Source organism: Streptomyces sp. NBC_01006 (assembly GCF_045162725.1).
GTDB lineage: Bacteria > Actinomycetota > Actinomycetes > Streptomycetales > Streptomycetaceae > Streptomyces.
This window is the reverse complement of the sequence record NZ_CP108700.1, coordinates 3,568,424-3,591,140: the sequence shown is the minus strand read 5'-3', so window position 1 is coordinate 3,591,140 and position 22,717 is coordinate 3,568,424. Positions and strand designations below refer to the sequence as shown.

Below are 22,717 nucleotides of genomic sequence, written 5' to 3'. Positions count from 1 at the left end.
ATCCACATTGCCATGGGAAATAGGACACCATCTGACCTAGATCCCGTCTAAGTTTCTCTCCATGACCACCGAGACACCCAGCCCGACCGCCGACCGCCGCCGTTGGCTGGCGCTCGCCATCGTGATGACCGCGTCCTTCATGGACCTGGTCGACGTCACGATCGTCAACATCGCGATACCCAGCATGCGCCAGGACTTCGGCGCTTCGACCAGCGCGATCCAGTGGATCACCGCCGGCTACGCGCTCGCCTTCGCCGCCGGCCTGATCACCGGCGGCCGTCTCGGTGACATCTTCGGCCGCAGGCGCCTCTTCCTCGTCGGCGTCGCCGGCTTCACCGCCGCCTCGCTGCTCTGCGGCATCGCGGCCGACCCCGCCATGCTCGTGGCCTCCCGCCTGCTCCAGGGCGGCATGGCGGCGATGATGGTCCCGCAGGTCCTGGCGATCATCCACGTCACCTTCCCGCCCCAGGAGCGCGGCAAGGTCTTCGGCATGTTCGGAGCGATCGTCGGCCTCGGCGCGGTCTCGGGGCCGATGCTCGGCGCGCTGCTCACCGAGTGGAACCTCTTCGGCCTCGAATGGCGCACGATCTTCCTGATCAACCTGCCCGTCGGCATCGCGGCCGTCATCCTGGGCCGCAAGTTCATCTCCGAGTCCAAGGCCCCCCAGGCGCTGCGCCTGGACCTGGTCGGCGTCGTGCTCGCCACCCTCGCGCTGGTCCTGCTGATCTTCCCGCTCACCCAGGGCCGGGAGAACGGCTGGCCGCTGTGGGGCTTCGTCTGCATGATCGCGTCCCCGCTCGTCTTCGCCGCCTTCATCGCGTACGAGAAGTACAAGATCAAGAAGGATGGCTCCCCGCTCGTCGAGCTCTCCCTCTTCAGGGTCAAGAGCTTCGCCGGCGGCATCGCGGTCCAGCTGGCCTTCGGCCTGGCCACCGGCATCTTCTTCCTGGTGTGGACGCTCTACATGCAGATGGGCCTCGGCTGGACCCCCCTGCACGCGGGCAGCACCGGCATCCCCTTCTCCATCGCCGTCTCCGTCGCCGCCGGCCTCTCGGTCGAGAAGTTCGTCCCGCGGTTCGGCCGCAAGGTGCTCCAGGCCGGCGCGCTGGTCATGGCCGCGGGCCTGCTCCTCTACATCTGGGAGTCCTCGCGCTACGGCATGGGGATCGGCTCCTGGCAGATGGCCGCCCCGCTGGTCGTCATGGGCATCGGCATGGGTCTGATCGTCGCCCCGCTGAACGACACCATCCTGTCCCAGGTGCCGCGCGAGCACGCCGGCTCGGCCTCCGGCCTGATCAACACCACCGGCCAGATGGGCAACGCGCTCGGCCTCGCCCTGACCTCGGTCGTCTTCTTCGGGTCGATCGAGGACGACAGGGTCCTCGGCGCACCGTACGTCGACGCCTTCCGCGGCGCGCTGTGGTGGGTCGTGGCGGTGCTCGTCGCGATCTTCGCGGTGATGTTCGTGCTGCCGCGCAAGCAGATCCCGATGGACCAGCGCGAGGGCGGCGAGCAGGACGCCCCGGCCGCGCCCGAGGCGGTCCCGGCCGGCTAGCCGGCTCCGGCACCTTTCCGACGGGCATGTCCGCTTCTGTTGGCGGGCATGCCCGTTTGCTTTGGTTCATGCTGTTTGCGTCGTACAGTGGGGCGTAATCCGCAGAAACGGGCGTGAATCCACATGTACGCACCGGAACGCCAACAGGAGATCCTCCGGCTCGCCCAGGAGGCGGGCCGCATCGACGTCCTCTCCCTCGCCGACCGCTTCCAGGTCACCGCCGAGACCGTACGCCGCGACCTCAACGCCCTGGACCGAGCCGGCCTGGTCCGTCGCGTGCACGGCGGGGCCATCCCGGCCGGCCGCCTCGACTTCGAACCGGACCTCACCGAACGCGAGGCCACCCGAGCCGACGAGAAGGACCGCATCGCGGCCGCCGCACTCGCCGAACTCCCCGAGGGCGGGAGCATCGTCCTCGACGCGGGCAGCACCGTCGCCCGCCTCGCCGCCGCCGTCCCCGTCGACTCCGCCCTCACCGTGGTCACCCACGCGCTGCCCGTAGCCTCCCGCCTCGCCGACCACGCAGGCATCGACCTCCACCTCGTCGGCGGCCGCGTCCGCCACCGCACCCGGGCCGCCGTCGACGCCTGGGCCCTGCGCGCCTACGCGGAGATCCGCGCCGACGTCGCCTTCCTCGCCGCGAACGGCTTCTCGGCGCACGGCCTCTTCACCCCCGACCTCGCGGAAGCCGCCGTCAAGCGGGCCGCGATGGCAGCCGCCCGCCGGGTGGTGCTGCTCGCAGACTCCTCGAAGGCCGGCCATGAGCACTTCGCGCGCTTCGGCTCCTTCACGGACGTGGACCTCCTGATCACCGACCAGGGGCTCGCCCCTGCCCAGCAGGCGGCCATCGAGGCCGCCGGTACGGAAGTCGTGCTCGTATGATCCTCACCGTCACCCCGAACCCCTCCCTCGACCGGACGTACGAGGTCCCCCCGCTGGAGCGCGGCGCGGTGCTGCGCGCCACCGGCGACCGCGTCGACCCCGGGGGCAAGGGGGTCAACGTCTCCCGCGCGGTGGCCGCCGCGGGAGTCCTCACGACGGCGGTCCTCCCGCTCGGCGGCACCCCGGGCGCACTGATCGCCGAACTGCTGGGCGTACAGGGCGTGGACGTCACGGCGGTGACGGTCGCCGGCCAGACCCGCTCCAACATCGCGCTCGTCGAACCGGACGGCACCCTCACCAAGATCAACGCACCCGGCCCCGAACTCACCGCGGAGGAATCGGCCCTCCTGCTGGAGACCGTCCGTACCGCCGCCGGCCACCCCGACTGGATCGCGGCCTGCGGCAGCCTCCCGCGCGGCCTGGCACCCGACTGGTACGCCGAGCTCGTCGCCAGCGCCCGCGAGGCCGGCGCCCGGGTCGCCCTGGACACCTCGGGCCCGGCGCTGACCGCCGCCCTGCCGGCCCGCCCGGACCTGGTCAAGCCCAACGCCTCGGAGCTCGCCCAAGCGGTCGGCCGGCCGCTGGCCACCCTCGGCGAGGTCACCCGGGCGGCCCAGGAGCTCCGCTCCCGGGGCGCGGCCGCGGTGCTGGCCTCGCTCGGCGCGGACGGCCAGCTCCTGGTGAGCGCCGAGGGCACCTTCCACGGCACGGCCCCCGTGGCCGTCGTCCGCAGCGACGTCGGGGCGGGCGACGCCTCCCTGGCCGGCTTCCTCATCGCGGGCGGGACCGGCCCCAAGGCCCTCGCCTCGGCCCTGGCCCACGGCGCGGCCGCGGTCCAGCTCCCCGGCAGCGCCATGCCGACGCCCGCGGACCTGCGCCCCGAGGCGGTCCGCATCACCGGGAACCCGTCCCCCGACCTCCGTCTCTCCGCTCCCGCCGTCCCCTAGGCCGTCATCTCACCCGCGCGCGCAGCTCCATCGCCCCGCGGGCGGCCGCCTCGCTCTCGTACACCTCGCACATGTGTCTCCCGTCCGGAGTCGCCGTGTGCTCGACCTCCCACAGGCTGAGCTCGCTCCCGTCCAGCAGTACGAACGAGTGCTCGTACAGGTTGAATCCGGCTCCCCGCCCGTCCGCCGTGAACGGCCGGGTGCCGAACGCCTGGGTGATCTGGTGCGCGTACGCCGACCTCAGCAGCAGCGCCGTCCCCTCGCCGGGACGGTCCGGGTTCTCCGCCCGCCGCAGCACCCGGCGGGCGTGGTCGGCGGACTCCTCCACCGCGTACTCCCGGTGCCGCTGCGCCGGCGTGGTCGTCGCGAACAGCGCGCTCAGCCCCACCACATCGGTGTCCGGCTCCTCCTCGGCGGCGGCGAGCGCCGGATCCAGCGCCGGGTCGAAGGCCGCCTCCGCCGGGGCCTCGCCGAACAGTCGGGCCACGGCCAGGCAGGCCTCCGCCTTGCTCATGAAGACCTCGTGCCGGATCGTCCGGTCGCCCACCAGCCGGTACACCAGCTCCCACAGCGACGCCGAACCGCCGTCGGACAGCAGGTACGTGTGCCGGTGGGTCTCCCGCCACAGTCCCGCCGCCGGGCTGTGGTGGGTGGCGTACAGCGAGGAGCTGTGGGCGAGCGCCGAGCCGAGGCGCTCGACCAACCGGTCCGGCAGGTCGAAAGAGTTGAGGGCGCGGCCCAGGAGTCGCTCGAGGTGCGCCTCGGTTGTCTCGTACGGATCGCTCAAGGTGGGTCTCCAGGCCGTCGCAGCTTGTGACTTCGCGGAAGCTCAACGTAGCCCCTGGCTCTGACATCACGTCCGGGGTTCGGTAAAACGTCCGGGAAGCATCCGGGGTTCCCGCCACCCCTTCAGGTCAACTTGTCCCGGGATGAGCATGGTTCGGCCGGGTCTGTGCCGGAGCGCGGGAACATGGCCCGTATGGCAACGAAAACAGTGGGCCTTCCCCGCCAGCAGGGGCTGCCCCACAGCAGACACGAGGGCGAACCGGAGGCCGGCCCGCGGGCGTTGGCCTGGCTGCTGGCGCTCACCGGGGCCGCCGGGGTGCTGGCCTCCTGGGTGATCACCCTCGACAAGTTCCTCCTGCTGGAGGACCCGGACTTCAAGCCCGCCTGCAGTCTGAACCCCGTGGTCTCCTGCGGCAGCGTCATGAAGAGCGACCAGGCGGCGGCCTTCGGCTTCCCCAACCCCCTGCTGGGGCTGGTCGCGTTCGGGGCCGTCGTGTGCGTCGGCGCGGGCCTGCTGGCCGGCGCCCGCTACCGCGGCTGGTTCTGGCTGGGACTGAATGCCGGGATGCTCTTCGGCGTCGGCTTCTGCACCTGGCTGATGGTCCAGTCCCTGTACGAGATCAACGCGCTCTGCCTGTGGTGCTGTCTGACCTGGGCGGCCACCCTGCTGATGTTCTGGGCGGTCACCGCGTACAACATCCGTACGGGTGCGCTGCCCGCGCCCGGCCCCGTACGGACCTTCTTCACCGAGTTCGGCTGGGCCCCGCCCGCCCTGCACATCGGCGTGATCGGGATGCTGATCCTCACGCGGTGGTGGGAGTTCTGGACCGGGTGACCGTGGCCGCCCGGCACGCCCGAGGGCCCCGGCAGCTGGAGGCTGCCGGGGCCCTCGTCACATCGCTCCACGGGCGCAAGGGGCCCGGACCGCGGAAGAGCAGGGGAGCGGAGATCAGCTGCCGATGGAGCCGTTGCCCGACAGGACCGGGATGTTGTCCAGGATGTGGGAGAGCGACTCGTCGCCCTTGGCCTGGGTGGAGTTCTCGGTGCACTGCTGGTTCATCGGGTTGGACAGGACATTGATGTCCTGGACGCCGACGTTGAGGGCCGCGAGGATCGACTGCGCGTTGACCTTGACCGGCAGGCCGATGCAGGGCTTGTTGAGGGTGCCCTGGACCAGGCCGAGCTGCGGGCTCATGTCACCGGCGGTCTTCTGGTTGCCGTAGATCTGCGAGGCACCGTTCCCGTTGACGGTGTTGATCCCGTTGTCGTTGCCGATGGCCATGGCCGGGGCCGCAACAGCAGCGCCCGCGCCGACGGCAGCGGCGGTGACCGCGGCAGCAGTCATGATCTTCTTGAGCATCATTGGTCCTTTTGTCGCACGAGTGCCCGCTAGTGGAGCGCCCTGGTCAACTGCCTTCCCGGCGGTTGGTTCCGCTGCTTCACTCAAACGGCCCGTTCGGTCCGAGGATTTCCCCGCCCCGGGTGAGTCTTCTGCGGACGCGTGCGCGAAGCCCGTACGAAGCGCCCAGGGACGGCCGGGCCGCTCCGTTCCGGTTGCGCTCCGTAGGAGGTGTTCGCACGGTGGGTGAGGAAGCGGATCGCTCGGGTCCGCCTCTGTGCGACCACCGTAAGGAACCGCCATGCACCCCACGAAGCCGTCACGCATCCGCGTCCTCGTCCCGTCGGCCCTCGCCGTCGTCATACTCTCCGGCGCGGCCGCCCCCGCGGGCGCCGCGGACGGTGACACGGCCGCCGCCGTCACGAAACGAATCGCGGCCGCCCAGCAGCAGATCGACCGCCGCGCGGCGGCTGCCGGCCCGCTGGACGACCTCCTCGCGGGGCTCAACGCGACCCTGGACGGACTCCTCAAGTCCCTCCAGACCCTCCTGCCCGGGGTGACGCTCCCGCCGATCAAGCTGCCGACCCTGCCGAGTCTTCCGGCGATCCCGGACATCCCGGCACTGCCGATCCCCTCCGTCCCCGAGATCCCGGAGATTCCCGGGATTCCGGAGATCCCCGAGATCCCCGAGATCCCCGTCTCCAAGCCGGCCACCCCGGTCTCCAAGCCGGCGCTTCCCGTTCCGGCGGTGCCGGTGGCGCCCGCGGCGCCCGCCGTCCCGGCAAAGCCGGTAGTGGTCAAGCCGGCACCGGTACTGCCGGCCAACCCGGTCCTGACGCCGGTGGAGATCGTGCCGGAGGTCCCCGGCCTCCCGTAGCGGGCGGGCCTAATAGCAGATGACGGCCCGAAAACCGTGCGTGGTTACGACTATTGAGCTGAACAGGTCTGATTGCGCGCGGGGCCGTGTCGTCCGGGAGGCTGGACCGTTTCGCTCGGTGTGAGCCCCGCGTCGGGGCAGAACATCGAACAGAAGGTGCACTTCCCATGAACTCTGCCAAGAAGGCCGCCCTGGTCCTGGCCTCCGCCGGTCTCGCTGCGGCTGGTGCCGCCGGCTCCGCCATGGCCGACTCGTCGGCCGAGGGCGCGGCCGTGGGCTCCCCCGGTGTCCTCTCGGGCAACCTGGTCCAGGTCCCGGTTCACGTTCCGGTCAACGTCTGCGGCAACACCGTCAACGTGATCGCCCTGCTGAACCCCGCGTTCGGCAACGTCTGCGTCAACGACTGACGTCAGTCGGCGCACCTGACCGTGGGCGCCACCGGCCTCGCCGGTGGCGCCCACGGTTTTTTCGTTCCCACGGTTCCCGCAAATCCCGCGGATCCCGCCGGGGGCGGGGGACCCGACCGGCTCAGCGGGCCCCGCCGTTGAGCTTCACGCCGCCGAGGAGCGGGGACGCCTGCGTGGCCCCGTCCGCCACCTTGAGCACCTCGCCCGGCGCATCGTTGCGGACCTTGTTGACGCGCTGCGCGGTGTCCACGACCTGGGTGACGGTCTCGCCCTGTTCGGCCACCCCGTTGCTCAGGGTCTGCGGGAGCGACTCGGTGACCGGGGCGAGCGAGTTGACGGTTTCGGTGGCCCCACTCGTCAGGCTCATGGGGGGCATCGCGGCCGGCGCGGCGGCCGCGAAGGCGGGGGCGGAGGCACCGAGCGCGGCAACGGAGCCGGCGATGACCGCGGCGACCTTCGTGAGCTTCATTATCGAAATCCTCTTCTTTCGTGGACAGAGGCGTCGGCGGCGACCGTCGCGCCGCTTTCGCCCTGCGTAACGATTCCCCGCCGCTCCGGAAACGCGTACGGCAACGGCCGGAGAATCCGACGAGGGATTCTCCGGCCGATATTTCTTCCGATTACCGGTATTGCCCGTCAGGCGGCCCGGGACCTCCGGTACAGAATGGCGCCGCCCAGGATCAGCGCCGAGGCGAGGGCCGCCGCCGCACCCGGCTGACCCGCGCCGGTCTCGGCGAGCTCCGGCGCCGACACCTGCGCGGGGGCGGGCGTCGGAGCGGGTACGGGCGCCGGAGCGGCCGGCGTCACCGGGACGGGTGCCGGTGCGGGCGCCGGCGCCAGGTGGATCGGGGTGTCACCGGCGGGGGCGGCCGGCGGCTGGTCGGCGGGACGGACGGCCTCGGGCGCCGGCGCGGGTGCGGGAGCCGGGTGCTCCACGAACTGGCTGCCGTGCGGCGGCGCCGGTACGGGGGCCTCCTCGGCGACCGGCGCCGGGGCCGGGAGCGGCCGGGGCGCCTCCTCGACCGGGGCGGGCCCCGGAGCCGGCGCGGGGAGCGGTACGGGCGCCTCGTGGACCGGGGCCGGCAGGGGCGCCGGGGCCGGCGCCGGCTGCGGCGGCGCGGGTACCTCGTGGACCGGGGGCTTCGGGGCCGGGTGGGGGATGGGCTTCGGGGCCGGGTGGGGCCGCGGCTGCGGCCGCTGGGGCGCCGGGGGAGCGTGGTGGGCCACCGGCGCCGGGGCCGGGAGGGCGTGCGGATGGTCGTCGCACTCCTCCTCGTCCGGGCCTCCGTACCCGCCCTCGTGCCGCGACTCCTCGTGCCGGGGGGCCGCGTGCCTGGGAACATGGCGGCGGGCCTCCTCGTGGCGGGGCTCCTCGCGGCGCTGCTCCGGCAGCGCGTGCCGGCCGCCCTGGTGCTCTTCGAGGTAGCGTTCGAAGGCCTCGGCGTGTTCGGGGCTGACGTAGCGCTCGTAGTCCTGGCCCGCGTGGTGGGTGTCGGAGCCGGTCGTGGTGGCGCAGGTGTTCCCCATCGCGGGGTTGAGCGCCGCACCGCCGTCCACGCTGTTGCCGCACACGTTCGGCGAGAGGGTGATCGGTACCGAGACGCTGTTGCCGGACAGCACGCCCGGTGAATGCGAGGCCTCGGCCATCGCCCCCGGGTGCGCGTAGGCCGCGCCGGTCACGATCGACAGCAGGCTCGAGGCGGCCGCCGCCGTGAGCACCCCCTTGCCCAGTACCTGTCGGCTCAGTACCTGTCGCATGGGTCCTTCCCTGTCTACCGGCTCCCGCCGGTGCTGAATCGAAGGTGGCCTCGGAGTGCACCGCCGTGCACTCCGAGGCCACCCCGAGGAGGTTTGCCCTGGCGGGCAGGCGCTTCGTCAGGCGTTGACGCAGGTGTTGCCGAACGCGGGGTTCAGCAGGCCGACCACGTTGACGGTGTTGCCGCAGACGTTGACCGGGACGTGCACGGGAACCTGGACCAGGTTGCCGGAGAGCACGCCGGGGGAGCCGATGGCCTGGCCATCGGCGACCGAGTCGGCCATGGCGGGCGAGGCGGCACCGGCGGCCATGAGAACGCCGGCGGCCAGCACCACTGCCTTCTTGTACGTCATTTGTTTTCGATCCTTCCCGCAGGGGCGTGTCCACTGCAGAAATAACAACGAGTGGGTCCGGGAAAAGAAACCGGAGATTTTCGCAGGCGGCTCCGCAATTCACCCACGCGTACGCCGCCCGGAATTCTCGGAGGATTTACGCGTTATTCGCGGTGCAGCCGAGCCGTGCAGCCGAGCCGTGTGGACAAGCGGCGAGGCCGCCGCGACCCGGAGGGTGCGGCGGCCTCGCTTGCGCGGGCTGCTGTCAGCTGCCGGCGGAGGCGTTGCCCGACAGGACCGGGATGTTGTCCAGGATGTGCGAGAGCGGCTCGTCGCCCTTGGCCTGGGTGGAGTTCTCGGTGCACTGCTGGTTCATCGGGTTGGACAGGATCGGGATGTCCTGGACGCCGACGTTGACGAGCGCGAGGATCGACTGGGCGTTGACCTTGGCCGGCAGCGCGATGCAGGGCTTGTTGAACGAGCCCTGGATGAGCGCCATCTGGGGGCTCATGTTGCCGTAGGTGGCCTGATTGCCGTAGATCTGCGAGGCGCCGTTGCCGTTGACGGTGTTGATGCCGTTGTCGTTGCCGATCGCCATCGCCTGCGGAGCCATGGCCGCACCGATGCCCACGACCGAGGCTGCGGCAGCCGCAGTGGCCATCATCTTCTTGATCATTGTCGTCCCTATTTTTGCTGGAATGCCCGGTAGTGGAGCACCCGGCTCAACGGCCGGGCCCGCGTTCGGGTTGCGTGGCTTCACCCGGATGCCTGGGTTTCGAGCGATCCGATTGACGTTTGGGCTGACAGTCGGACGGATGGTCAGGCGTTGACGCAGGCGTTGCCGAACGCCGGGTTCAGCGCGCCGACCACGTTGACCGTGAGGGCGCAGACGTTCACGGGGACGTTGACCGGGACCTGGACCAGGTTGCCGCTCGCCACGCCGGGGGACCCTGCCGCGATGCCCGCCGCCGCCGAGTCCGCGGAGGCGAGGCCCGCGCCGCCCATCAGCGCCGCGGCGCCGGCGACCGCCAGGGTGGTGGCGCGCATCAGCCTCTTGTTCATCTCCGTTTTTCCTTTCGGGTCGAACGATGGTGCACCGCATAACGACCCGCCGCCTGCGAGGGTGCGTGTTATCGCCCAAAAGGCCGTACGAGCGAGTCCGGCGTGATTTCCGGCTCGATTTCTGACAAAGTTCACTCCTGTTTTGTCCCCTTGATCGAAAATGGAGACAGGGTCATGGGTTCGTCCCGCAGAATCCTCGGCGTGCTCGGTCTGCTGTCCTGCCTCGTACTTTCGGTGAACGTCCCCGCGGCGTCCGAGGCCGCGGCCGCACCACCGGGCCCAGCCACTCCGGCCGCACGGGAAATGGCCAAGATCCCCTTCGCTCAGCGTTACCAGGCCGTGCAGCGCGGCGGACTGGTCCGCGCCTCCAACTCCTCCATCGCCTGCCTCCGGGAGGAGACGCCGGACGTCGAGCCGTGCGCCGAGGTGAAGCGGGGCGCGGCGGGGGTCAACAGCGATTTCGACATGTTCTACAGCGAGGTCGACAAGGACCCGGACACCTACAACTCCACCCGGGCCGACCTCAAGGTCCCGCAGGGCGCGAAGGTCTCGTACGCCCGCCTGTACTGGGGCGGGAACCTGCGGGTGGGCGAGCAGAAGCCGCCGGAGGACAACGGTCGGGTGCTGCTCGCCGAGCCGGGCGGGGCCTACAAGGAGGTCCTCGCCGACACGGTGATCGGCCACCGGACGGACGCGGGCAGCGATGCCTACCAGGCCTCGGCCGACGTGACCCCGCTGGTCCGCAAGGGCGGCGCCGGGATGTGGACGGTGGCCCAGCTGAACATCGCGATGGGCCACTCCGAGGTGGGTGCCTGGGGCGGCTGGACGCTGGTCGTGGCGTACGAGCACCCGCAGGAGCCGGTGCGCCGGATCTCGCTGTGGGACGGCTTCGAGTCGATCGCCGCGGGCGCCGGCGCGGGGGCCGGGGACACGGTCGAGATCGCCGGGCTGGACGTGGCGGCGGGGTCGGCCGGGAAGGCCGGCGTGGTCGCGTACGACGGGGACCGCGGGACCCTCGGTGACTCACTCACCGTGACGTCCGACAGTGGCCGCCGGGTCAACATCAGCGATGCTGAAAATCCTTTTAATGATGTCATGAATTCCACGATCACGGAATTCGGGGATCCCTCGTTCGTGCGACAGCCCGAACATATGAATAATCTCGGATATGACGCGGACGTGTTCGACCTGAGTCCCGCCCTGTCCGGTGGCGCCCACAGCCTGAGCTTCAGGTTCACGGGCGAAAGCCAGGGTCAATTCCTCGGCGTGCTCTTCGTTCAGACAGACGCCCGCCGCTGAACGTAGGAGACCACTCCGCGTGCCGACACAGCCTTCCCCTGCGCAGCCCTCCCCCGCGCAGGCTCCGATTCCCCGCCCCCTGTCCGTCCTGCACCTCGTCCAGCCCGTCGACGGCGGTGTCGCCCGTGTCGTCGTCGACCTCGTCCGCGCCCAGACGGCCGCCGGCCTGCGGACCGCCGTCGGCTGCCCGCGCGGCGGACAGCTCGCCGACGCCGCCCGCGCGGCCGGTGCCGAGGTGCTCACCTGGCGCGCCGGCCGGGCCCCCGGTCCCGACCTGCCCGCCGAAGTCCTCGGCGCCCGGCGGGTCGTCGGCCTGTTCGGGCCCGACGTCCTGCACGCCCACAGCGCCAAGGCGGGCCTCGCCGGGCGGCTCGCCGTGCGCGGGGCCGTGCCCACCGTCTTCCAGCCGCACGCCTGGTCCTTCGACGCCGTCGGCGGGGCCACCGCCGCGCTCGCCCTGCGCTGGGAGCGGTTCGGGGCCCGCTGGGCCGATCGGGTGCTCTGCGTCAGCGAGGCCGAACGCCGGGCCGGGGAGGCCGAGGGGATCACCGCCCACTGGTCGGTGATCCGCAACGGTGTGGACCTGGACCACTTCCGCCCGGGCGACCCCGACCGCGACGCCGACCGGGCCCGGGCGCGTACCGAACTCCCGTTGCCCGCCGCCTTCGTGGGCGACGGGCCGCTCGCCGTCTGCGTGGGCCGGCTCTGCCAGCAGAAGGGCCAGGACATCCTGCTCCGGGCCTGGCGGGAGGTGCTCGGCAACGTCCCCGAGGCCCGTCTCGCGCTCGTCGGCGACGGCCCCGACACCGAGCGGCTGCGTCGCAGCGCCCCGCCCGGAGTGCTCTTCGCGGGGACCGCCCCCGACATCCGACCGTGGCTTCGGGCCGCCGATCTCGTTGTACTGCCGTCGCGGTGGGAGGGCATGGCGCTCGCCCCGCTCGAAGCCATGGCCTGCGGTCGACCGGTCCTGGTCTCCGACGTCAGCGGTGCCCGGGAGAGCCTGCCGCCCGGCCAGGGACGGCTCTGCCTGGTGCCGCCGGAGGATCCGACGGCCCTGGCCAAGGCCCTGGGGCGGCTGCTCGCCGATCCGCGGCTGCTCGCCGAACTCGGGGAGCAGGCCGGGCAGCACGCCCGGACCGACTTCGACGTGCGGCGGACCACGGACGCGGTCACCGGCCTGTACCACGAACTGCTGGGCAGGCCCCGGCCCTTGAACCAGGAGCGCATCAGCCGATGACGATGGACAGCGCACCCGCCCGGCACACCGGGCAGGGCGGCACGGGGCCCGCCGGCACCGCAGCCGTCCGACGGTCCGTGACCGCCATCCACCCCCCACGCCGGCCCCGGGCCGACCAGGCCAGGCCCCTGCTGCGGCCACAGCGGGTCCGGCGCCGCGACGGGATCCTCCCGCTGCTGGCCGCCGACGCGCTGGCCGCCGTACTCACCACGACGGCCCTGTCCGCGCCCGGGACGGCGGTGCCGGCCGGGGCGGCCGCCCCGATGGCGGTGCTGGCCGCCGCGCTGCACGCGCAGGCCGGGCTGTACCGGCCGCGGCTCGCGCCCTCCGCGCTGCTGGAGCTGCCCGCGCTGGCCGGCCGGGCCGCCGTCCTGTGGTGCGCCTTCGCCGCCGTCGTGGCCGCCGCGGCGCCGGGCCGGGCCCTGAGCTGGCCGGCCCTGCTGGCCGCCGTCTGTCTGCAGACCGTACTGGCCTGCGCCGGGCGCGGGTTCGCCAACCGGCTGCGCCGCCGCGCGGCCCGCCGCCGGCCCGCCTCGGCCCTCGTCGTCGGCCCCGGCGCCGGGGCGAGCGCGGTCGCCGCCGCCCTGCACGGGCGCCCCGAGTACGGGCTGCGGCCCGTCGGGCTCGCCGCCACCGCCGACCCCGAGGAGGGCGGCGGCGCCGTACCGGTGCTCGCCACGCACGAGGACATCCGGCGCGCCGTCATCCAGAACTCGGTCCGGCACGCGGTGTTCACCCGCCCGCCGGAGGCCGACGAGCGCACCGCCGCCCTGGTCCGCCTCTTCCACGACCACGGCTGCCGGCTCTGGCTCGCCGACCCGGCCGGCACCGCCAAGGTGACCGGCATGCGGGTGGCCCAGCCCGCCGACCAGCTGTGGGGGCATGCCGTACAGCCGCTGCTGCCGCGCCTGTCGCGGCCGGTGGAGCGCTGGGTGAAGCGGGCCATCGACGGGCTGCTGGCCGCGCTCGCTCTGATCGCCGCCGCGCCCGTCATGGGCGTGTGCGCGCTGGCCGTACGGATCTCCGACGGGCCCGGTGTGATCTTCCGGCAGGAGCGCGTCGGCCTGTACGGGCGCTCCTTCACGCTGCTGAAGTTCCGCACCCTGCGCGCCGACGAGCACGAGTCCGCCACCCGGTGGACGGTCGCGGGCGACAACCGGATGAGCCCGATCGGCTCCTTCCTGCGCAAGTCCTCGCTGGACGAGCTGCCGCAGCTGTGGAACGTCGTACGGGGTGACATGAGCCTGGTCGGACCGCGGCCGGAACGGCCGTTCTTCGTGGCGAAGTTCAGCAGCGTGCACCCCGGCTACGAGGCCCGGCACCGGATGCCCGTCGGCATCACCGGGCTCGCCCAGATCAACGGCCTGCGCGGGGACACCTCCATCGAGGACCGGGCCCGCTTCGACAACCACTACATCGACACCTGGTCGCTGTGGCAGGACCTGTGGATCCTCGCCCGCACCGCGGCCTCCTTCTTCCGCTTCCGGCTGGGAGGCAGCTGATGAGCCTCGCGGTATCGCCGTTCGGCGCCCGGCCCGACGCGTCGGGGCTGCTGCGGCGGCACTGGCCGCTGCTGCCGCTCGCCGCGACGGTCCTGCTGCTCCTCGCCCCCATCGCGGCGGGCGACGCGAGCACCTCCGGCAAGGTCGGCCCGGCCGACGCCGCCTCGCTGCTGCTGGTCCTGGTCTGCGCGGTGCAGGCGCTGCGCGGCCGGGTGCGGGAGCTGACCCCGCTGGGCGTGCTGGTGCTCGGAGTGCCCGCCGTGGGGCTGGCGGTGGCGACCGCGACCGCCGGGGACCCGTACGCGGCGCTGCCCGGGTTCGTGCGCTACCTCCAGGTGTTCGTGCTGGTCCCGGCGGCGATCGTGCTGCTGGTGCGCGACGCCGGGGAGTTCCGGCTGGCCGCCGGGTGCTTCGTGGTGCTGGCGCTGGTGCAGGGCGCGGTGGGGGTCGTGCAGTTCGCGACCCACACGGGGGCCTCGTACCAGGGCGAGGACATCCGGGCCGTCGGCACCTTCGGGCCGGGCGACGTGATGGGCATGGCCACGGTGGTGGCGTACGGGCTGGTCGTGGCGACCGCGGCGGCGCTGGCTCCGGGACTGCCGGGCAGGGTACGGCGGATGGCGGGCGGCGCGGCCCTGGTGCTGGTGGTGCCGCTGGTGCTGTCGTTCAGCCGGGGCGCGTGGATCGCCACGGTCGGCGCGGCGGTGCTGGTGATGCTGCTCGCCGGGATCCGGCGGGCGCTGAAGGTGCTGCTCGCGCTGGCCGCGGCCGGGGTGGTCCTGGTGGGCGGGCTCGGGGTCGGCTCCGAGATGGTCGCGGAGCGGCTGACCTCGATCACGCAGGTCTCCAGCGCCCCCGACCAGTCGGTGACCGACCGCTACACGATGTGGGCCGCCGCCGAGTCGATGTGGCGCGAGCGGCCGGCGGTCGGGGTGGGCCTCAAGGGCTTCCCAGCCAACCGGGACGGGCACTCCTCGCTGGGGCTCTCCTCCGGCAGCGACACCGCCGGCGCGGGGCAGGCGTACATCCGCCAGCCGCTGCTCTCCCCGCACAACATGTACCTGCTGGTGCTGAGCGAGCAGGGGCTGATCGGGCTGACCGCGCTGGCGGGCGGCTGGGCGGCGCTGCTCGTCGCGGGTCTGCGGCGGTGCGTCACCGGCGGTTCCGCGCTGCGGGACTGCGGGCTGGTCGCGATCGGGCTGTTCGTCTGGCAGCTGACCGACTTCCTGTACGCGGACATCGGCGGGCCGTCCACCGTCCTGACCGGGGTGATCATCGGCCTCGCGGGCTGGTGGGCGCTTCCGTCCCGGGGGGACGTGGGTCCGGACGCCGCCGGCTCCGGACCGGCTGCGGGCGGGCGCACCGGCCTCGCGGCCGGCCTGCGCGCCGTACCGGGTGCGGCCGGCCGGTGACGGACACGACGCCCTGGCGGCGGCCCGCGGCCGCGGCGACCGAAGTCGCCGCGGCTGCGGGCCGTCCGCCGCGCCCGGCCCGTTCGCGCGCGGCAGGCCTCCCCGGGGCCCTCGCCGGCGGAGCCTCGCAGGGCGGGTCGGGGCCGGCTCCGCTGGGGCGGTTCCTGGCCAAGGCCGCCGCCGTCACCGCCGGACTGACCGCCGCCGGGGCGGTGTTCGGGCTGTTCCGGGACCAGACCATCGCGCACCTCTTCGGGGCCGGGCACGACAGCGACGCCTTCCTGATCGCCTGGACCGTGCCCGAGATGGCCTCGACGCTGCTCATCGAGGACGCCATGGCGCTGCTGATGGTGCCCGCGTTCAGCCAGGCCCTGGCCCGGCGGGCGGCCGCCCGCGCGGGGCTCACCCGCAAGGAGGCCCGCGCGCAGGACCCCGTACGGCTCCTCGTGGGTGCGACCCTGCCGCGGCTGACGGTGCTCCTGGCCGCCGTCGCGTCCCTGCTCGTCGTCGCCGCGCCGCTCGTCGTAGCCGTGCTCGCGCCAGGACTGCCCGACCCGGCGCTGGCCGTGGAGTGCACCCGGATGACCGCGCTGACCGTGCTGTCCTTCGGGGTCGCGGGGTACTTCAGCGCCGCGCTGCGGGCGCACCGCTCGTTCGTGCCGCCGGCCGCGATCTACGTGTCGTACAACGTCGGCATCATCGGGACGATGATCACCCTGCACGCGGTGTGGGGGGTGCGGGCCGCCGCGGCCGGGGTCGCCGCGGGCGGGCTGCTGATGGTGCTCGTCCAACTGCCCGCGTTCATCCGGAACGTGGGCTTCGGGCCGCCCCGCGCCAAGGGCGCGCCGCGCAGCCAGCGCGACCGGGACCGGCCCACCCTCATCGCGTTCGGCCTGATCGCCCCGGTGATCTTCTTCGCGGTGTTCCGGCAGTCGCAGGTGCTGGTCGAGCGGTTCCTGGCCGCCTCGCTGCCGCCCGGGGCCATCTCGCACCTGAACTACGCGCAGAAGGTCGCGCAGATGCCGATGGTGCTGTCGCTGATGATCTGCACCGTCACCTTCCCCGTCGTCGCCCAGGCCATGGCCGGCGGAGAGCGCGAGAAGGCCCGGCGGCGCGTCGAACAGGACCTCGCACTGGCCTCCCTCGCCGTCCTCATGGGCAGCGCCCTCGTCATCGGGTACGCGCCCCAGATCATCCAGGTGCTCTTCGAACGCGGCGCGTTCACCCACCGCGACACCCTGGCCACCGCCTCCGTCATGCGGGTCTACGCCCTCGGACTCCTCGGCCACTGCCTCGTCGGGGCGCTGTCCCGGCCCTTCTTCTCGACCGCCCGGCCCACCTGGTTCCCGGCGCTCGCGATGGGCGCCGGACTCCTCGTCAACATCGTGGCCGGAGCCTTCGCCGTCCGCTGGTGGGGCACGTACGGCATCGCCGCCGCCAACGCCGCCGGCATCTCCACCGCCGCCGCCCTGCTGCTCACCGGGCTCGGCTCCCGGATCATCGCCATCCAGGTCCGCCGGGTCGCGCTCAGCATCGGCCGGCTCTCCGTCGCCGCCGTCGGCGCCTGTGGCACCGGCTGGATCGCCGGGCCGATGATCCCCGACCCGCTGCTCAGCGCCGCGCTCGGCTGCCTGCTCGTCCCCGCCATGTTCGGCGCCTGCGGCATGGCCATACGGGCGCTGGAAATCACCGCCCTCCCCGCCCAGATGACCCAGATGACCCAGAGGTTCCGCAATGCCCGCTGACACCCGCACGGCGCAGGCCGCCGCGACGGTCCCCGCCCGCCGGACCGCCTCGCCGTGGGTCCTGATGTACCACTCGGTCGCCGAGTTCACCGACCCCGCCGAGGACCCGTACGGCATCACCGTCACCCCGGCCACGCTGGAGGCGCAGCTGCTGTGGCTGCGCTCGCGGGGCCTGCGCGGGGTGTCCGTCGGCGAACTGCTCCGGGCCTGCGCGGCCGGGCGCGGCGCCGGGCTCGTCGGGCTGACCTTCGACGACGGCTACACCGACTACCTGACCCGGGCGCTGCCGCTGCTGCGCCGCCACGACTGCACCTCCACGCTGTTCGTGCTGCCCGGACGGCTCGGGGTGGACAACGTGTGGGACCCGCTGGGCCCGCGCAAGTCCCTGCTGACCGCCGAGGGCATCCGCGAGGTCGCCGCCGCCGGGCAGGAGATCGGCTCGCACGGGCTGCTCCACCAGGACCTCACCGCGGCCGCCGACGACATGCTCCAGCAGGAGCTGCGGGGCAGCCGGGAGCTGATCCGGGAGCTGACCGGGACCCTGCCGGAGGGGTTCTGCTACCCGTACGGGCACCTCGACGCGCGGGTCGTCGAGGCGACGCGGGCCGCCGGGTACGGGTACGCGTGCGCCATCGACCCCGGCCGGCTGGCCGGGCCGCACGCCCTGCCGCGCACCCACGTCAGCCAGGCGGACGGGCCCGGGCGGCTGTGGATCAAGCAGCTGCGGCACCGGGTGCGGGAGCTGCGGCGGGCGGTGCGCCCGTGAAGTCGCTGCGGGCGCTGCACATCATCACCGGGCTCGGGGTCGGCGGCGCCGAGCAGCAGCTGCGGCTGCTGCTGCGGCACATGCCCATGCGCTGCGACGTGCTGACGCTGACCAACCCGGGGCCGGTGGCCGAGGGATTGCGGGCCGACGGGATCCGGGTGGTGCACCTGGGGATGCGGGGCAACCGCGATCTGGGGGCGCTGCCGAGGCTGGTGCGGTTCATCCGGCGCGAGCAGTACGACCTCGTGCACACGCACCTGTACCGGGCCTGCGTGTACGGGCGCCTCGCGGCCCGGCTCGCGGGGGTCGGGACGACCGTGGCCACCGAGCACTCGCTCGGCGAGGGCGAGATCGAGGGCCGGCCGCTGACGGGCGGGGTTCGGGCGCTGTACCTGGCCAGTGAGCGGCTGGGAGCGGCGACCGTGGCCGTGTCGGACACCGTGGCGGCGCGGCTGGAGGGGTGGGGGGTGCCGGCCGCGCGCGTGCACGTCGTACCGAACGGGATCGAGGCCGTCCGCTTCCGCTTCGACGAGGGGGTGCGCCGGGCCACCCGGGCCCGGACCGGGCTGCCGGAGCGGGCCTTCGTGGTCGGCGGGGTCGGCCGGCTGGTGCCGGGCAAGCGGTTCGACTCGCTCGTGCGGGCGGTGGCGGCGCTGCCCGGGGCGCACCTGCTGCTGGCCGGGGAAGGACCGGAGCGGGCGGCGCTGCGGCGGCTGGCCGCGGAGCTGGGCGCGCAGAGCCGGATCCACCTGCTGGGGGAGCGGGACCCGCTGGGCGACAGCGCGGACGGGCGGACGCCCGGGATCCCGGCGTTGCTGGCCGCCATGGACGTGTTCGTGTCGCCGTCGCGGGAGGAGGCGTTCGGGCTCGCGGTGGTGGAGGCGCTGGCCGCGGGGCTGCCGGTGCTGCACGTCACCTGCCCGGCGATCGACGACCTCCCGGCCGCGGAGGCGCCGGGGGCGCGGCGGATCGGGACCGGGACGGAGGAGCTGGTCGCCGCCCTGCGCGGGCACATGGAGGCGGGCGCGCGGCGCCTGCCCCAGCCCCCGGTGGCCCGCCGCTACGACATCGCCCGCAGCGCGGAGCGCCTCCTCGCGGTCTACGCCCTGGCCCTGTCGGGGTCCCGGCCCGCCCCTGCGCCCGGGGGCGCCTTGATCGACGCACCACCGACGGGGTCCCCCGAGCCGGGGCCCGAAACCACTCCCATCCCTCCAGGAAGGCACGTACATGGCTGACACCGCCGATCAGACGAAGGCCGAGAAGAAGGCCGACCAGAAGAAGGCCGATCAGAGGAAGGCCGATCAGAGGAAGTCCGACCGCCGCCGTCGCAAGGTGCGGCTGCTGCCGCCGCCCGCGTGGTGGCCGTTGCCCGCCGCCGCCGTGCTGGGGCTGGCCGCGGGCGGGGCGTACGGGGTGCTGAAGGCCCCCGAGTACGCCGCCACCAGTTACGTCGTCGCCGTCCCGAACGAGACCACCGAGCCGGCCACCGCCCTCGGCTTCGCCCAGGCGTACGCCCGCATCGCCACCAGCAGTTCCACCCTCGCGTACGCCCAGCCGCGCGCGGGCATCAGCGCCGGCCGGCTCCGTGCGCAGGTTCGCGCCGAGACCTCCCCCGAATCGCCGATGATCGCCATCACGGGGATGTCGAAGAGCGCGACCGAGGCCGCCGACATCGCCAACGCCGTCGCCGACGCGCTCTCGCTGAGCAGCAATCAGGCCGCCAAGAACACCGGCGTCCAGCTGCTGCTGTTCAACCAGGCCGTCGCGCCGAGCGAGCCCGCCTCGCCGTCCGCCGCCATCAGCGGGGCCGTCGGGCTGTGCGCCGGCGGACTGCTCGGCGGGCTGTGGCTGCTCACCCGGCCCGCCGGCCGCACCCGGCGGCCCGAGGAGCAGCCCGTTTCCGGGCGCGTCGTCGAGGAGTACGCCTCCCTGCCCGCGCAGGGCGACCACACCGAGACCAAGGAGAAGGAGTCCGTGCGATGACCACGGGCTCCACCGGGGCCCTGTCGGTGACGCTGTGCCGCGACCCCCGGCAGTTCGCCGCGCTGGAAGAGCCGTGGAACCGGCTCTTCCGGGCCTGTCCCACCGCCACCCCCTTCCAGAGCCATGCCTGGCTGCACTCCTGGTGGCTCTCGTACGGCCGGGACGGGCGGCTGCGGATCGTGCTCGTACGGCGCGGCGAGGAACTCGTCGGCGCGTGCGCGCTGATGCTCGTCCACCGGCCGCTGCCGCTCCTGGTGCCGCTCGGCGGCGGCATCACCGACTACTTCGACGTCCTGGTGGCGGCCGAGTACGCCGACCAGGTCGTCCCGGCGCTGGCCCACGGCCTGCACCGGGCCGCCCGCGGCGCGGTCGTCGACCTGCGCGAGGTACGGCCCGGGGCCGCCGCCGAGGCGCTGTACGGCCAGTGGCCGGGGATCCGGAGCAAGCTCACCGACTCCACCTGCATGGAGCTGCCCGCGCTGCCCTTCGACGAGCTCGTGAAGCGGATGCCGGCCTCCGGGGCCCAGCGGGTCCGGGCCAAGCTGCGCAAGACCGACGCGGCCGGGATCGAGGAGCGCGAGGTCACCGAGCAGGAAGTGCCGTGCGCCGTACGGACGCTGCTGCGGCTCCACGAGAAGCAGTGGCGCGGGCGCGGGGTGACCCCGGAGCACCTGAGGCCCCGTTTCGCCGAGCACCTGACCCGGGCCACCCGGCGGATGGTGCGGGTCGGCGAGGGCCGGCTGACCGAGTTCTGGCTGGACGGGAAGGTGGTGGCCGCCAACGTCACCCTGCTGTCGGGGGCGTTGAGCGGCGGCTACCTGTACGGGGCCGATCCGGACCTGCGGACCCGGAAGGTGGACGTGGCCACGCTGCTGCTGCGCTACGAGGCGGGCCGCGCCCTGGCGGAGGGCCGACCGGTGGTGAGCTTCCTGCGCGGCAACGAGCCGTACAAGAACCACTGGCGGCCCGAGACCGTCGTCAACCAGCGGTTCCTGCTGGCCAGGACGGCGCTCGGGCCCCTGCTCCGCCTGCACGAATCGCAGGTGACGGGGCGCGAGCGGGCGGTGGACGCGCTGCGCGAGGCGCTGCCGGCCGCCAGGGACTGGCGGGCGCGGCTCAACGAACTGCGGGTCCGATGACGGTTCTACCAGGGCCAGAAGCCGGAGTCCTTGCCCCAGCCGATCGTGATGCAGACCGACTGCTTGCCGACCAGCTTGGAGAGCCACTCGCCGAAGTTGATCGGCACGCACCACTCCGTGGTGTTGGCGGGCGGATCGGTCGGCTCGGGCTTCGGCACGACCGGGACCGGGACCGGCGGCAGCACCGGCGAAGGCTCCGGGACGGGGACGGGGACCGGGACGGGGTCCGGGCTCGGGCTCGGGTCCTGCGGGGTCTGCGGCGACGGGACCGTCGGCGAGGGCACGGGATCGGGAACCGGCTCGGGGGAGGGGCTCTCGGGAGCCGGGACCTGCGGGCTCGGCTCGACCGGCTCCGGGGACACCGGAACGGGGACGGGGACCGGGACCTCGGGCGACGGTACGGCCGGCGAGGGCACGGGCACCGGCTCGGGGACGGGCACCGGGGCGGGCTCGGGCACGGGGCTCGGGCCGGGGCTCGTGCTCGGAGTCTCGGGCGACGGGACCGGCACCGGGATCTGCGGGCTCGGGACCACCGGCGAGGGCACGGGGACTTGGGGGGTCGGGATCTCGGGCGTCGGGATCGAGGGGGTCGGCACGACCGGGGTCGGGATCACGGGCGTCGGAACCACCGGCGTCGGGATGACCGGCGTCGGAACCACCGGGGTCGGGATCACCGGACCCGGCCGCTCGGGTGCGAGCGCCGCCCGGAAGGCCCTCGCGGACCGGGGGTTCTGCTTGCACTGCCACACGCCGTGCGGGCAGTAGTCGGTGATGGTGTGGTAGAGCGGCTTGTGCTGCTCGATCCACTTCAGCATGCGCTGTACGTACACCGGGTTGTCCCCGTGCCGGAACAGCCCCCACTCCGGGTACGAGATCTCTTTGCCGTGCGCTTTCGCGAAGTCGACGTGCTGCTGGAGCCCGTACGGCTGGCTGACCATCTCGTCGAAGGTCTTGCCGGGAGCCTGGTCGTACGAATCCATGCCGACGATGTCGACCACGTCGTCGCCGGGGTAGCACTTGGTCCAGCCGATCGCGTCCGACCCGCGGTTGGGGGCGAAATCGAACTTGAACTCCTGTCCGGGGACGGACCGCATCGTGTTGACGATGCGGTTCCAGTACTCCTTCCAGCCCTCCGGGTCCGGCGCGCAGCGGTGCGTGTACGTGGCGCCGTTCATCTCCCAGCCGAGCACGATCACCGTGTCCGGGACGCCCAGCTCCACCAGCCGGTGGGCGAGCCTCTCGAAGTGGTGGTCGAATTCGCCCTCCGCGCCCGCCCGGATCAGCCGGGCCACCTCGCGGTCGGGGACGCGGTCCTCGTTGTGCTGCTGCATGGGCACGTTGAGGACGAAGAGCCGCTCCGGCTTGGCCCGGCGCCACTGGGCCCAGGCCTCCAGGAAGTCGGGGTTCTCGATGCGGGCCCACCGGTCTCCGGGCAGATAGGTGTGCCCGACCCGGATCTCCTTGCCGCCCAGCCAGCGCGACAGCTGCGGGATCCGGGCGACTCCGGTCTGGCCGGAGTCGAGAAACGCGCCCATGGCGATGTCGGAACCCTTGGGCTGCTCCTTCTCGGGGGCCGCGAGCGCGGCCCCGGTGGCGAGCAGTCCGGCCGTCACCGTACCGATGCAGGTGCTCGCCAGTCGGCGGTGTGGTCTGGGCATGGCGTCTCCCGAACTTTCCTGAATCGGTGTGCT

Annotated in this window: 23 protein-coding genes; 15 read left to right on the top strand and 8 right to left on the bottom strand. The window is 73.2% G+C overall.

Annotated features, from left to right (window positions below):
- Nucleotides 1–61: 61 nt before the first annotated feature.
- The 3 genes from OG509_RS16200 (at nucleotide 62) to pfkB (ending at nucleotide 3,384) form a co-directional block, all read left to right on the top strand.
- Nucleotides 62–1,555, top strand: a complete 1,494-nt coding sequence (locus OG509_RS16200; RefSeq protein ID WP_406183259.1) for an MFS transporter — start codon at nucleotides 62–64, stop codon at nucleotides 1,553–1,555.
- A 123-nt stretch (nucleotides 1,556–1,678) separates the two neighbouring features.
- Nucleotides 1,679–2,437, top strand: a complete 759-nt coding sequence (locus OG509_RS16195) for a DeoR/GlpR family DNA-binding transcription regulator (RefSeq protein ID WP_406183258.1) — start codon at nucleotides 1,679–1,681, stop codon at nucleotides 2,435–2,437.
- Nucleotides 2,434–3,384 (top strand): 1-phosphofructokinase, encoded by a 951-nt coding sequence (pfkB, locus tag OG509_RS16190; protein ID WP_406183257.1) that lies wholly within the window; start codon nucleotides 2,434–2,436, stop codon nucleotides 3,382–3,384. The genes OG509_RS16195 and pfkB overlap by 4 nt, the downstream gene beginning before the upstream one ends.
- Nucleotides 3,385–3,388: 4 nt before the next feature.
- Here the strand turns inward: pfkB and OG509_RS16185 are convergent, their stop codons facing one another.
- On the bottom strand, nucleotides 3,389–4,171 hold the full coding sequence (locus OG509_RS16185; protein WP_406183256.1) for a DUF6227 family protein: 783 nt from the start codon (nucleotides 4,169–4,171) through the stop codon (nucleotides 3,389–3,391).
- 192 nt (nucleotides 4,172–4,363) lie between these two features.
- Here OG509_RS16185 and OG509_RS16180 point away from each other — a divergent pair, with 192 nt between their 5' ends.
- The gene (locus OG509_RS16180) at nucleotides 4,364–5,005 is read left to right on the top strand and encodes a vitamin K epoxide reductase family protein (RefSeq protein ID WP_406183255.1); all 642 of its coding nucleotides are present in this window, start codon (nucleotides 4,364–4,366) and stop codon (nucleotides 5,003–5,005) included.
- A 114-nt stretch (nucleotides 5,006–5,119) separates the two neighbouring features.
- On the opposite strand, the gene OG509_RS16175 is transcribed toward OG509_RS16180, so the two are convergent.
- Complete coding sequence (locus OG509_RS16175) at nucleotides 5,120–5,530, bottom strand: rodlin (RefSeq protein WP_406183254.1); 411 nt, start codon at nucleotides 5,528–5,530, stop codon at nucleotides 5,120–5,122.
- Between the two features lie 280 nt (nucleotides 5,531–5,810).
- Here OG509_RS16175 and OG509_RS16170 point away from each other — a divergent pair, with 280 nt between their 5' ends.
- Nucleotides 5,811–6,386 (top strand): hypothetical protein, encoded by a 576-nt coding sequence (locus OG509_RS16170; protein ID WP_406183253.1) that lies wholly within the window; start codon nucleotides 5,811–5,813, stop codon nucleotides 6,384–6,386.
- A gap of 167 nt (nucleotides 6,387–6,553) precedes the next feature.
- Nucleotides 6,554–6,793: a chaplin gene (locus tag OG509_RS16165; protein WP_229338917.1), complete on the top strand. Its 240-nt coding sequence runs from the start codon at nucleotides 6,554–6,556 to the stop codon at nucleotides 6,791–6,793.
- A 121-nt stretch (nucleotides 6,794–6,914) separates the two neighbouring features.
- Here the strand turns inward: OG509_RS16165 and OG509_RS16160 are convergent, their stop codons facing one another.
- The 5 genes from OG509_RS16160 to OG509_RS16140 all read right to left on the bottom strand — a co-directional run bounded on the left by OG509_RS16160 (nucleotide 6,915) and on the right by OG509_RS16140 (nucleotide 9,928).
- Entirely contained in the window at nucleotides 6,915–7,262 is a 348-nt protein-coding gene (locus tag OG509_RS16160) for a hypothetical protein (protein WP_406183252.1), read from the bottom strand.
- A gap of 167 nt (nucleotides 7,263–7,429) precedes the next feature.
- On the bottom strand, nucleotides 7,430–8,551 hold the full coding sequence (locus tag OG509_RS16155; RefSeq protein ID WP_406183251.1) for a chaplin: 1,122 nt from the start codon (nucleotides 8,549–8,551) through the stop codon (nucleotides 7,430–7,432).
- Nucleotides 8,552–8,668: 117 nt separating this feature from the next.
- Nucleotides 8,669–8,902, bottom strand: coding sequence for a chaplin (locus OG509_RS16150; RefSeq protein WP_406183250.1), 234 nt, complete (start codon nucleotides 8,900–8,902; stop codon nucleotides 8,669–8,671).
- Between the two features lie 244 nt (nucleotides 8,903–9,146).
- A complete protein-coding gene (locus tag OG509_RS16145) occupies nucleotides 9,147–9,557 on the bottom strand; it encodes a rodlin (RefSeq protein WP_048474569.1) in 411 nt (136 codons plus the stop codon).
- Between the two features lie 143 nt (nucleotides 9,558–9,700).
- A complete protein-coding gene (locus tag OG509_RS16140) occupies nucleotides 9,701–9,928 on the bottom strand; it encodes a chaplin family protein (RefSeq protein ID WP_406187597.1) in 228 nt (75 codons plus the stop codon).
- Between the two features lie 189 nt (nucleotides 9,929–10,117).
- Between OG509_RS16140 and OG509_RS16135 the strand changes: the two genes are divergently transcribed.
- From OG509_RS16135 to OG509_RS16095, 9 genes are read left to right on the top strand one after another with little or no spacing between them, the layout of a single operon-like run.
- Entirely contained in the window at nucleotides 10,118–11,242 is a 1,125-nt protein-coding gene (locus OG509_RS16135) for a DUF3344 domain-containing protein (protein WP_406183249.1), read from the top strand.
- A gap of 19 nt (nucleotides 11,243–11,261) precedes the next feature.
- Complete coding sequence (locus OG509_RS16130; protein WP_406183248.1) at nucleotides 11,262–12,479, top strand: glycosyltransferase family 4 protein; 1,218 nt, start codon at nucleotides 11,262–11,264, stop codon at nucleotides 12,477–12,479.
- A complete protein-coding gene (locus tag OG509_RS16125; RefSeq protein ID WP_406183247.1) occupies nucleotides 12,476–13,981 on the top strand; it encodes an exopolysaccharide biosynthesis polyprenyl glycosylphosphotransferase in 1,506 nt (501 codons plus the stop codon). Before OG509_RS16130 ends, OG509_RS16125 begins: the two co-directional genes overlap by 4 nt.
- Complete coding sequence (locus OG509_RS16120; protein ID WP_406183246.1) at nucleotides 13,981–15,393, top strand: O-antigen ligase family protein; 1,413 nt, start codon at nucleotides 13,981–13,983, stop codon at nucleotides 15,391–15,393. Before OG509_RS16125 ends, OG509_RS16120 begins: the two co-directional genes overlap by 1 nt.
- Complete coding sequence (gene murJ / locus OG509_RS16115) at nucleotides 15,390–17,138, top strand: murein biosynthesis integral membrane protein MurJ (protein ID WP_406183245.1); 1,749 nt, start codon at nucleotides 15,390–15,392, stop codon at nucleotides 17,136–17,138. The genes OG509_RS16120 and murJ overlap by 4 nt, the downstream gene beginning before the upstream one ends.
- Nucleotides 17,128–17,904, top strand: coding sequence for a polysaccharide deacetylase family protein (locus OG509_RS16110; protein WP_406183244.1), 777 nt, complete (start codon nucleotides 17,128–17,130; stop codon nucleotides 17,902–17,904). The genes murJ and OG509_RS16110 overlap by 11 nt, the downstream gene beginning before the upstream one ends.
- A gap of 5 nt (nucleotides 17,905–17,909) precedes the next feature.
- The gene (locus tag OG509_RS16105; protein WP_406187596.1) at nucleotides 17,910–19,139 is read left to right on the top strand and encodes a glycosyltransferase; all 1,230 of its coding nucleotides are present in this window, start codon (nucleotides 17,910–17,912) and stop codon (nucleotides 19,137–19,139) included.
- A complete protein-coding gene (locus OG509_RS16100) occupies nucleotides 19,132–19,887 on the top strand; it encodes a lipopolysaccharide biosynthesis protein (RefSeq protein WP_406183243.1) in 756 nt (251 codons plus the stop codon). Before OG509_RS16105 ends, OG509_RS16100 begins: the two co-directional genes overlap by 8 nt.
- Nucleotides 19,884–21,026, top strand: a complete 1,143-nt coding sequence (locus OG509_RS16095) for a GNAT family N-acetyltransferase (RefSeq protein WP_406183242.1) — start codon at nucleotides 19,884–19,886, stop codon at nucleotides 21,024–21,026. The genes OG509_RS16100 and OG509_RS16095 overlap by 4 nt, the downstream gene beginning before the upstream one ends.
- A 5-nt stretch (nucleotides 21,027–21,031) precedes the next feature.
- On the opposite strand, the gene OG509_RS16090 is transcribed toward OG509_RS16095, so the two are convergent.
- On the bottom strand, nucleotides 21,032–22,684 hold the full coding sequence (locus tag OG509_RS16090; RefSeq protein ID WP_406183241.1) for a glycosyl hydrolase: 1,653 nt from the start codon (nucleotides 22,682–22,684) through the stop codon (nucleotides 21,032–21,034).
- Between the last annotated feature and the right edge of the window lie 33 nt (nucleotides 22,685–22,717).

Excerpts from the sequence above, each read along its gene's own strand:
- OG509_RS16175 (WP_406183254.1), bottom strand. The coding sequence starts at position 5,530 with ATGCTCAAGAAGATCATGACTGCTGCCGCGGTCACCGCCGCTGCCGTC.
- OG509_RS16195 (WP_406183258.1), top strand. The coding sequence starts at position 1,679 with ATGTACGCACCGGAACGCCAACAGGAGATCCTCCGGCTCGCCCAGGAG.
- OG509_RS16100 (WP_406183243.1), top strand. The coding sequence starts at position 19,132 with ATGGCTGACACCGCCGATCAGACGAAGGCCGAGAAGAAGGCCGACCAG.
- OG509_RS16180 (WP_406183255.1), top strand. The coding sequence starts at position 4,364 with ATGGCAACGAAAACAGTGGGCCTTCCCCGCCAGCAGGGGCTGCCCCAC.
- pfkB (WP_406183257.1), top strand. The coding sequence starts at position 2,434 with ATGATCCTCACCGTCACCCCGAACCCCTCCCTCGACCGGACGTACGAG.
- OG509_RS16110 (WP_406183244.1), top strand. The coding sequence starts at position 17,128 with ATGCCCGCTGACACCCGCACGGCGCAGGCCGCCGCGACGGTCCCCGCC.
- OG509_RS16090 (WP_406183241.1), bottom strand. The coding sequence starts at position 22,684 with ATGCCCAGACCACACCGCCGACTGGCGAGCACCTGCATCGGTACGGTG.
- OG509_RS16165 (WP_229338917.1), top strand. The coding sequence starts at position 6,554 with ATGAACTCTGCCAAGAAGGCCGCCCTGGTCCTGGCCTCCGCCGGTCTC.
- OG509_RS16135 (WP_406183249.1), top strand. The coding sequence starts at position 10,118 with ATGGGTTCGTCCCGCAGAATCCTCGGCGTGCTCGGTCTGCTGTCCTGC.
- OG509_RS16155 (WP_406183251.1), bottom strand. The coding sequence starts at position 8,551 with ATGCGACAGGTACTGAGCCGACAGGTACTGGGCAAGGGGGTGCTCACG.
- OG509_RS16095 (WP_406183242.1), top strand. The coding sequence starts at position 19,884 with ATGACCACGGGCTCCACCGGGGCCCTGTCGGTGACGCTGTGCCGCGAC.
- OG509_RS16145 (WP_048474569.1), bottom strand. The coding sequence starts at position 9,557 with ATGATCAAGAAGATGATGGCCACTGCGGCTGCCGCAGCCTCGGTCGTG.
- OG509_RS16120 (WP_406183246.1), top strand. The coding sequence starts at position 13,981 with ATGAGCCTCGCGGTATCGCCGTTCGGCGCCCGGCCCGACGCGTCGGGG.
- OG509_RS16140 (WP_406187597.1), bottom strand. The coding sequence starts at position 9,928 with ATGCGCGCCACCACCCTGGCGGTCGCCGGCGCCGCGGCGCTGATGGGC.
- OG509_RS16160 (WP_406183252.1), bottom strand. The coding sequence starts at position 7,262 with ATGAAGCTCACGAAGGTCGCCGCGGTCATCGCCGGCTCCGTTGCCGCG.
- OG509_RS16150 (WP_406183250.1), bottom strand. The coding sequence starts at position 8,902 with ATGACGTACAAGAAGGCAGTGGTGCTGGCCGCCGGCGTTCTCATGGCC.
- OG509_RS16200 (WP_406183259.1), top strand. The coding sequence starts at position 62 with ATGACCACCGAGACACCCAGCCCGACCGCCGACCGCCGCCGTTGGCTG.
- OG509_RS16170 (WP_406183253.1), top strand. The coding sequence starts at position 5,811 with ATGCACCCCACGAAGCCGTCACGCATCCGCGTCCTCGTCCCGTCGGCC.
- OG509_RS16125 (WP_406183247.1), top strand. The coding sequence starts at position 12,476 with ATGACGATGGACAGCGCACCCGCCCGGCACACCGGGCAGGGCGGCACG.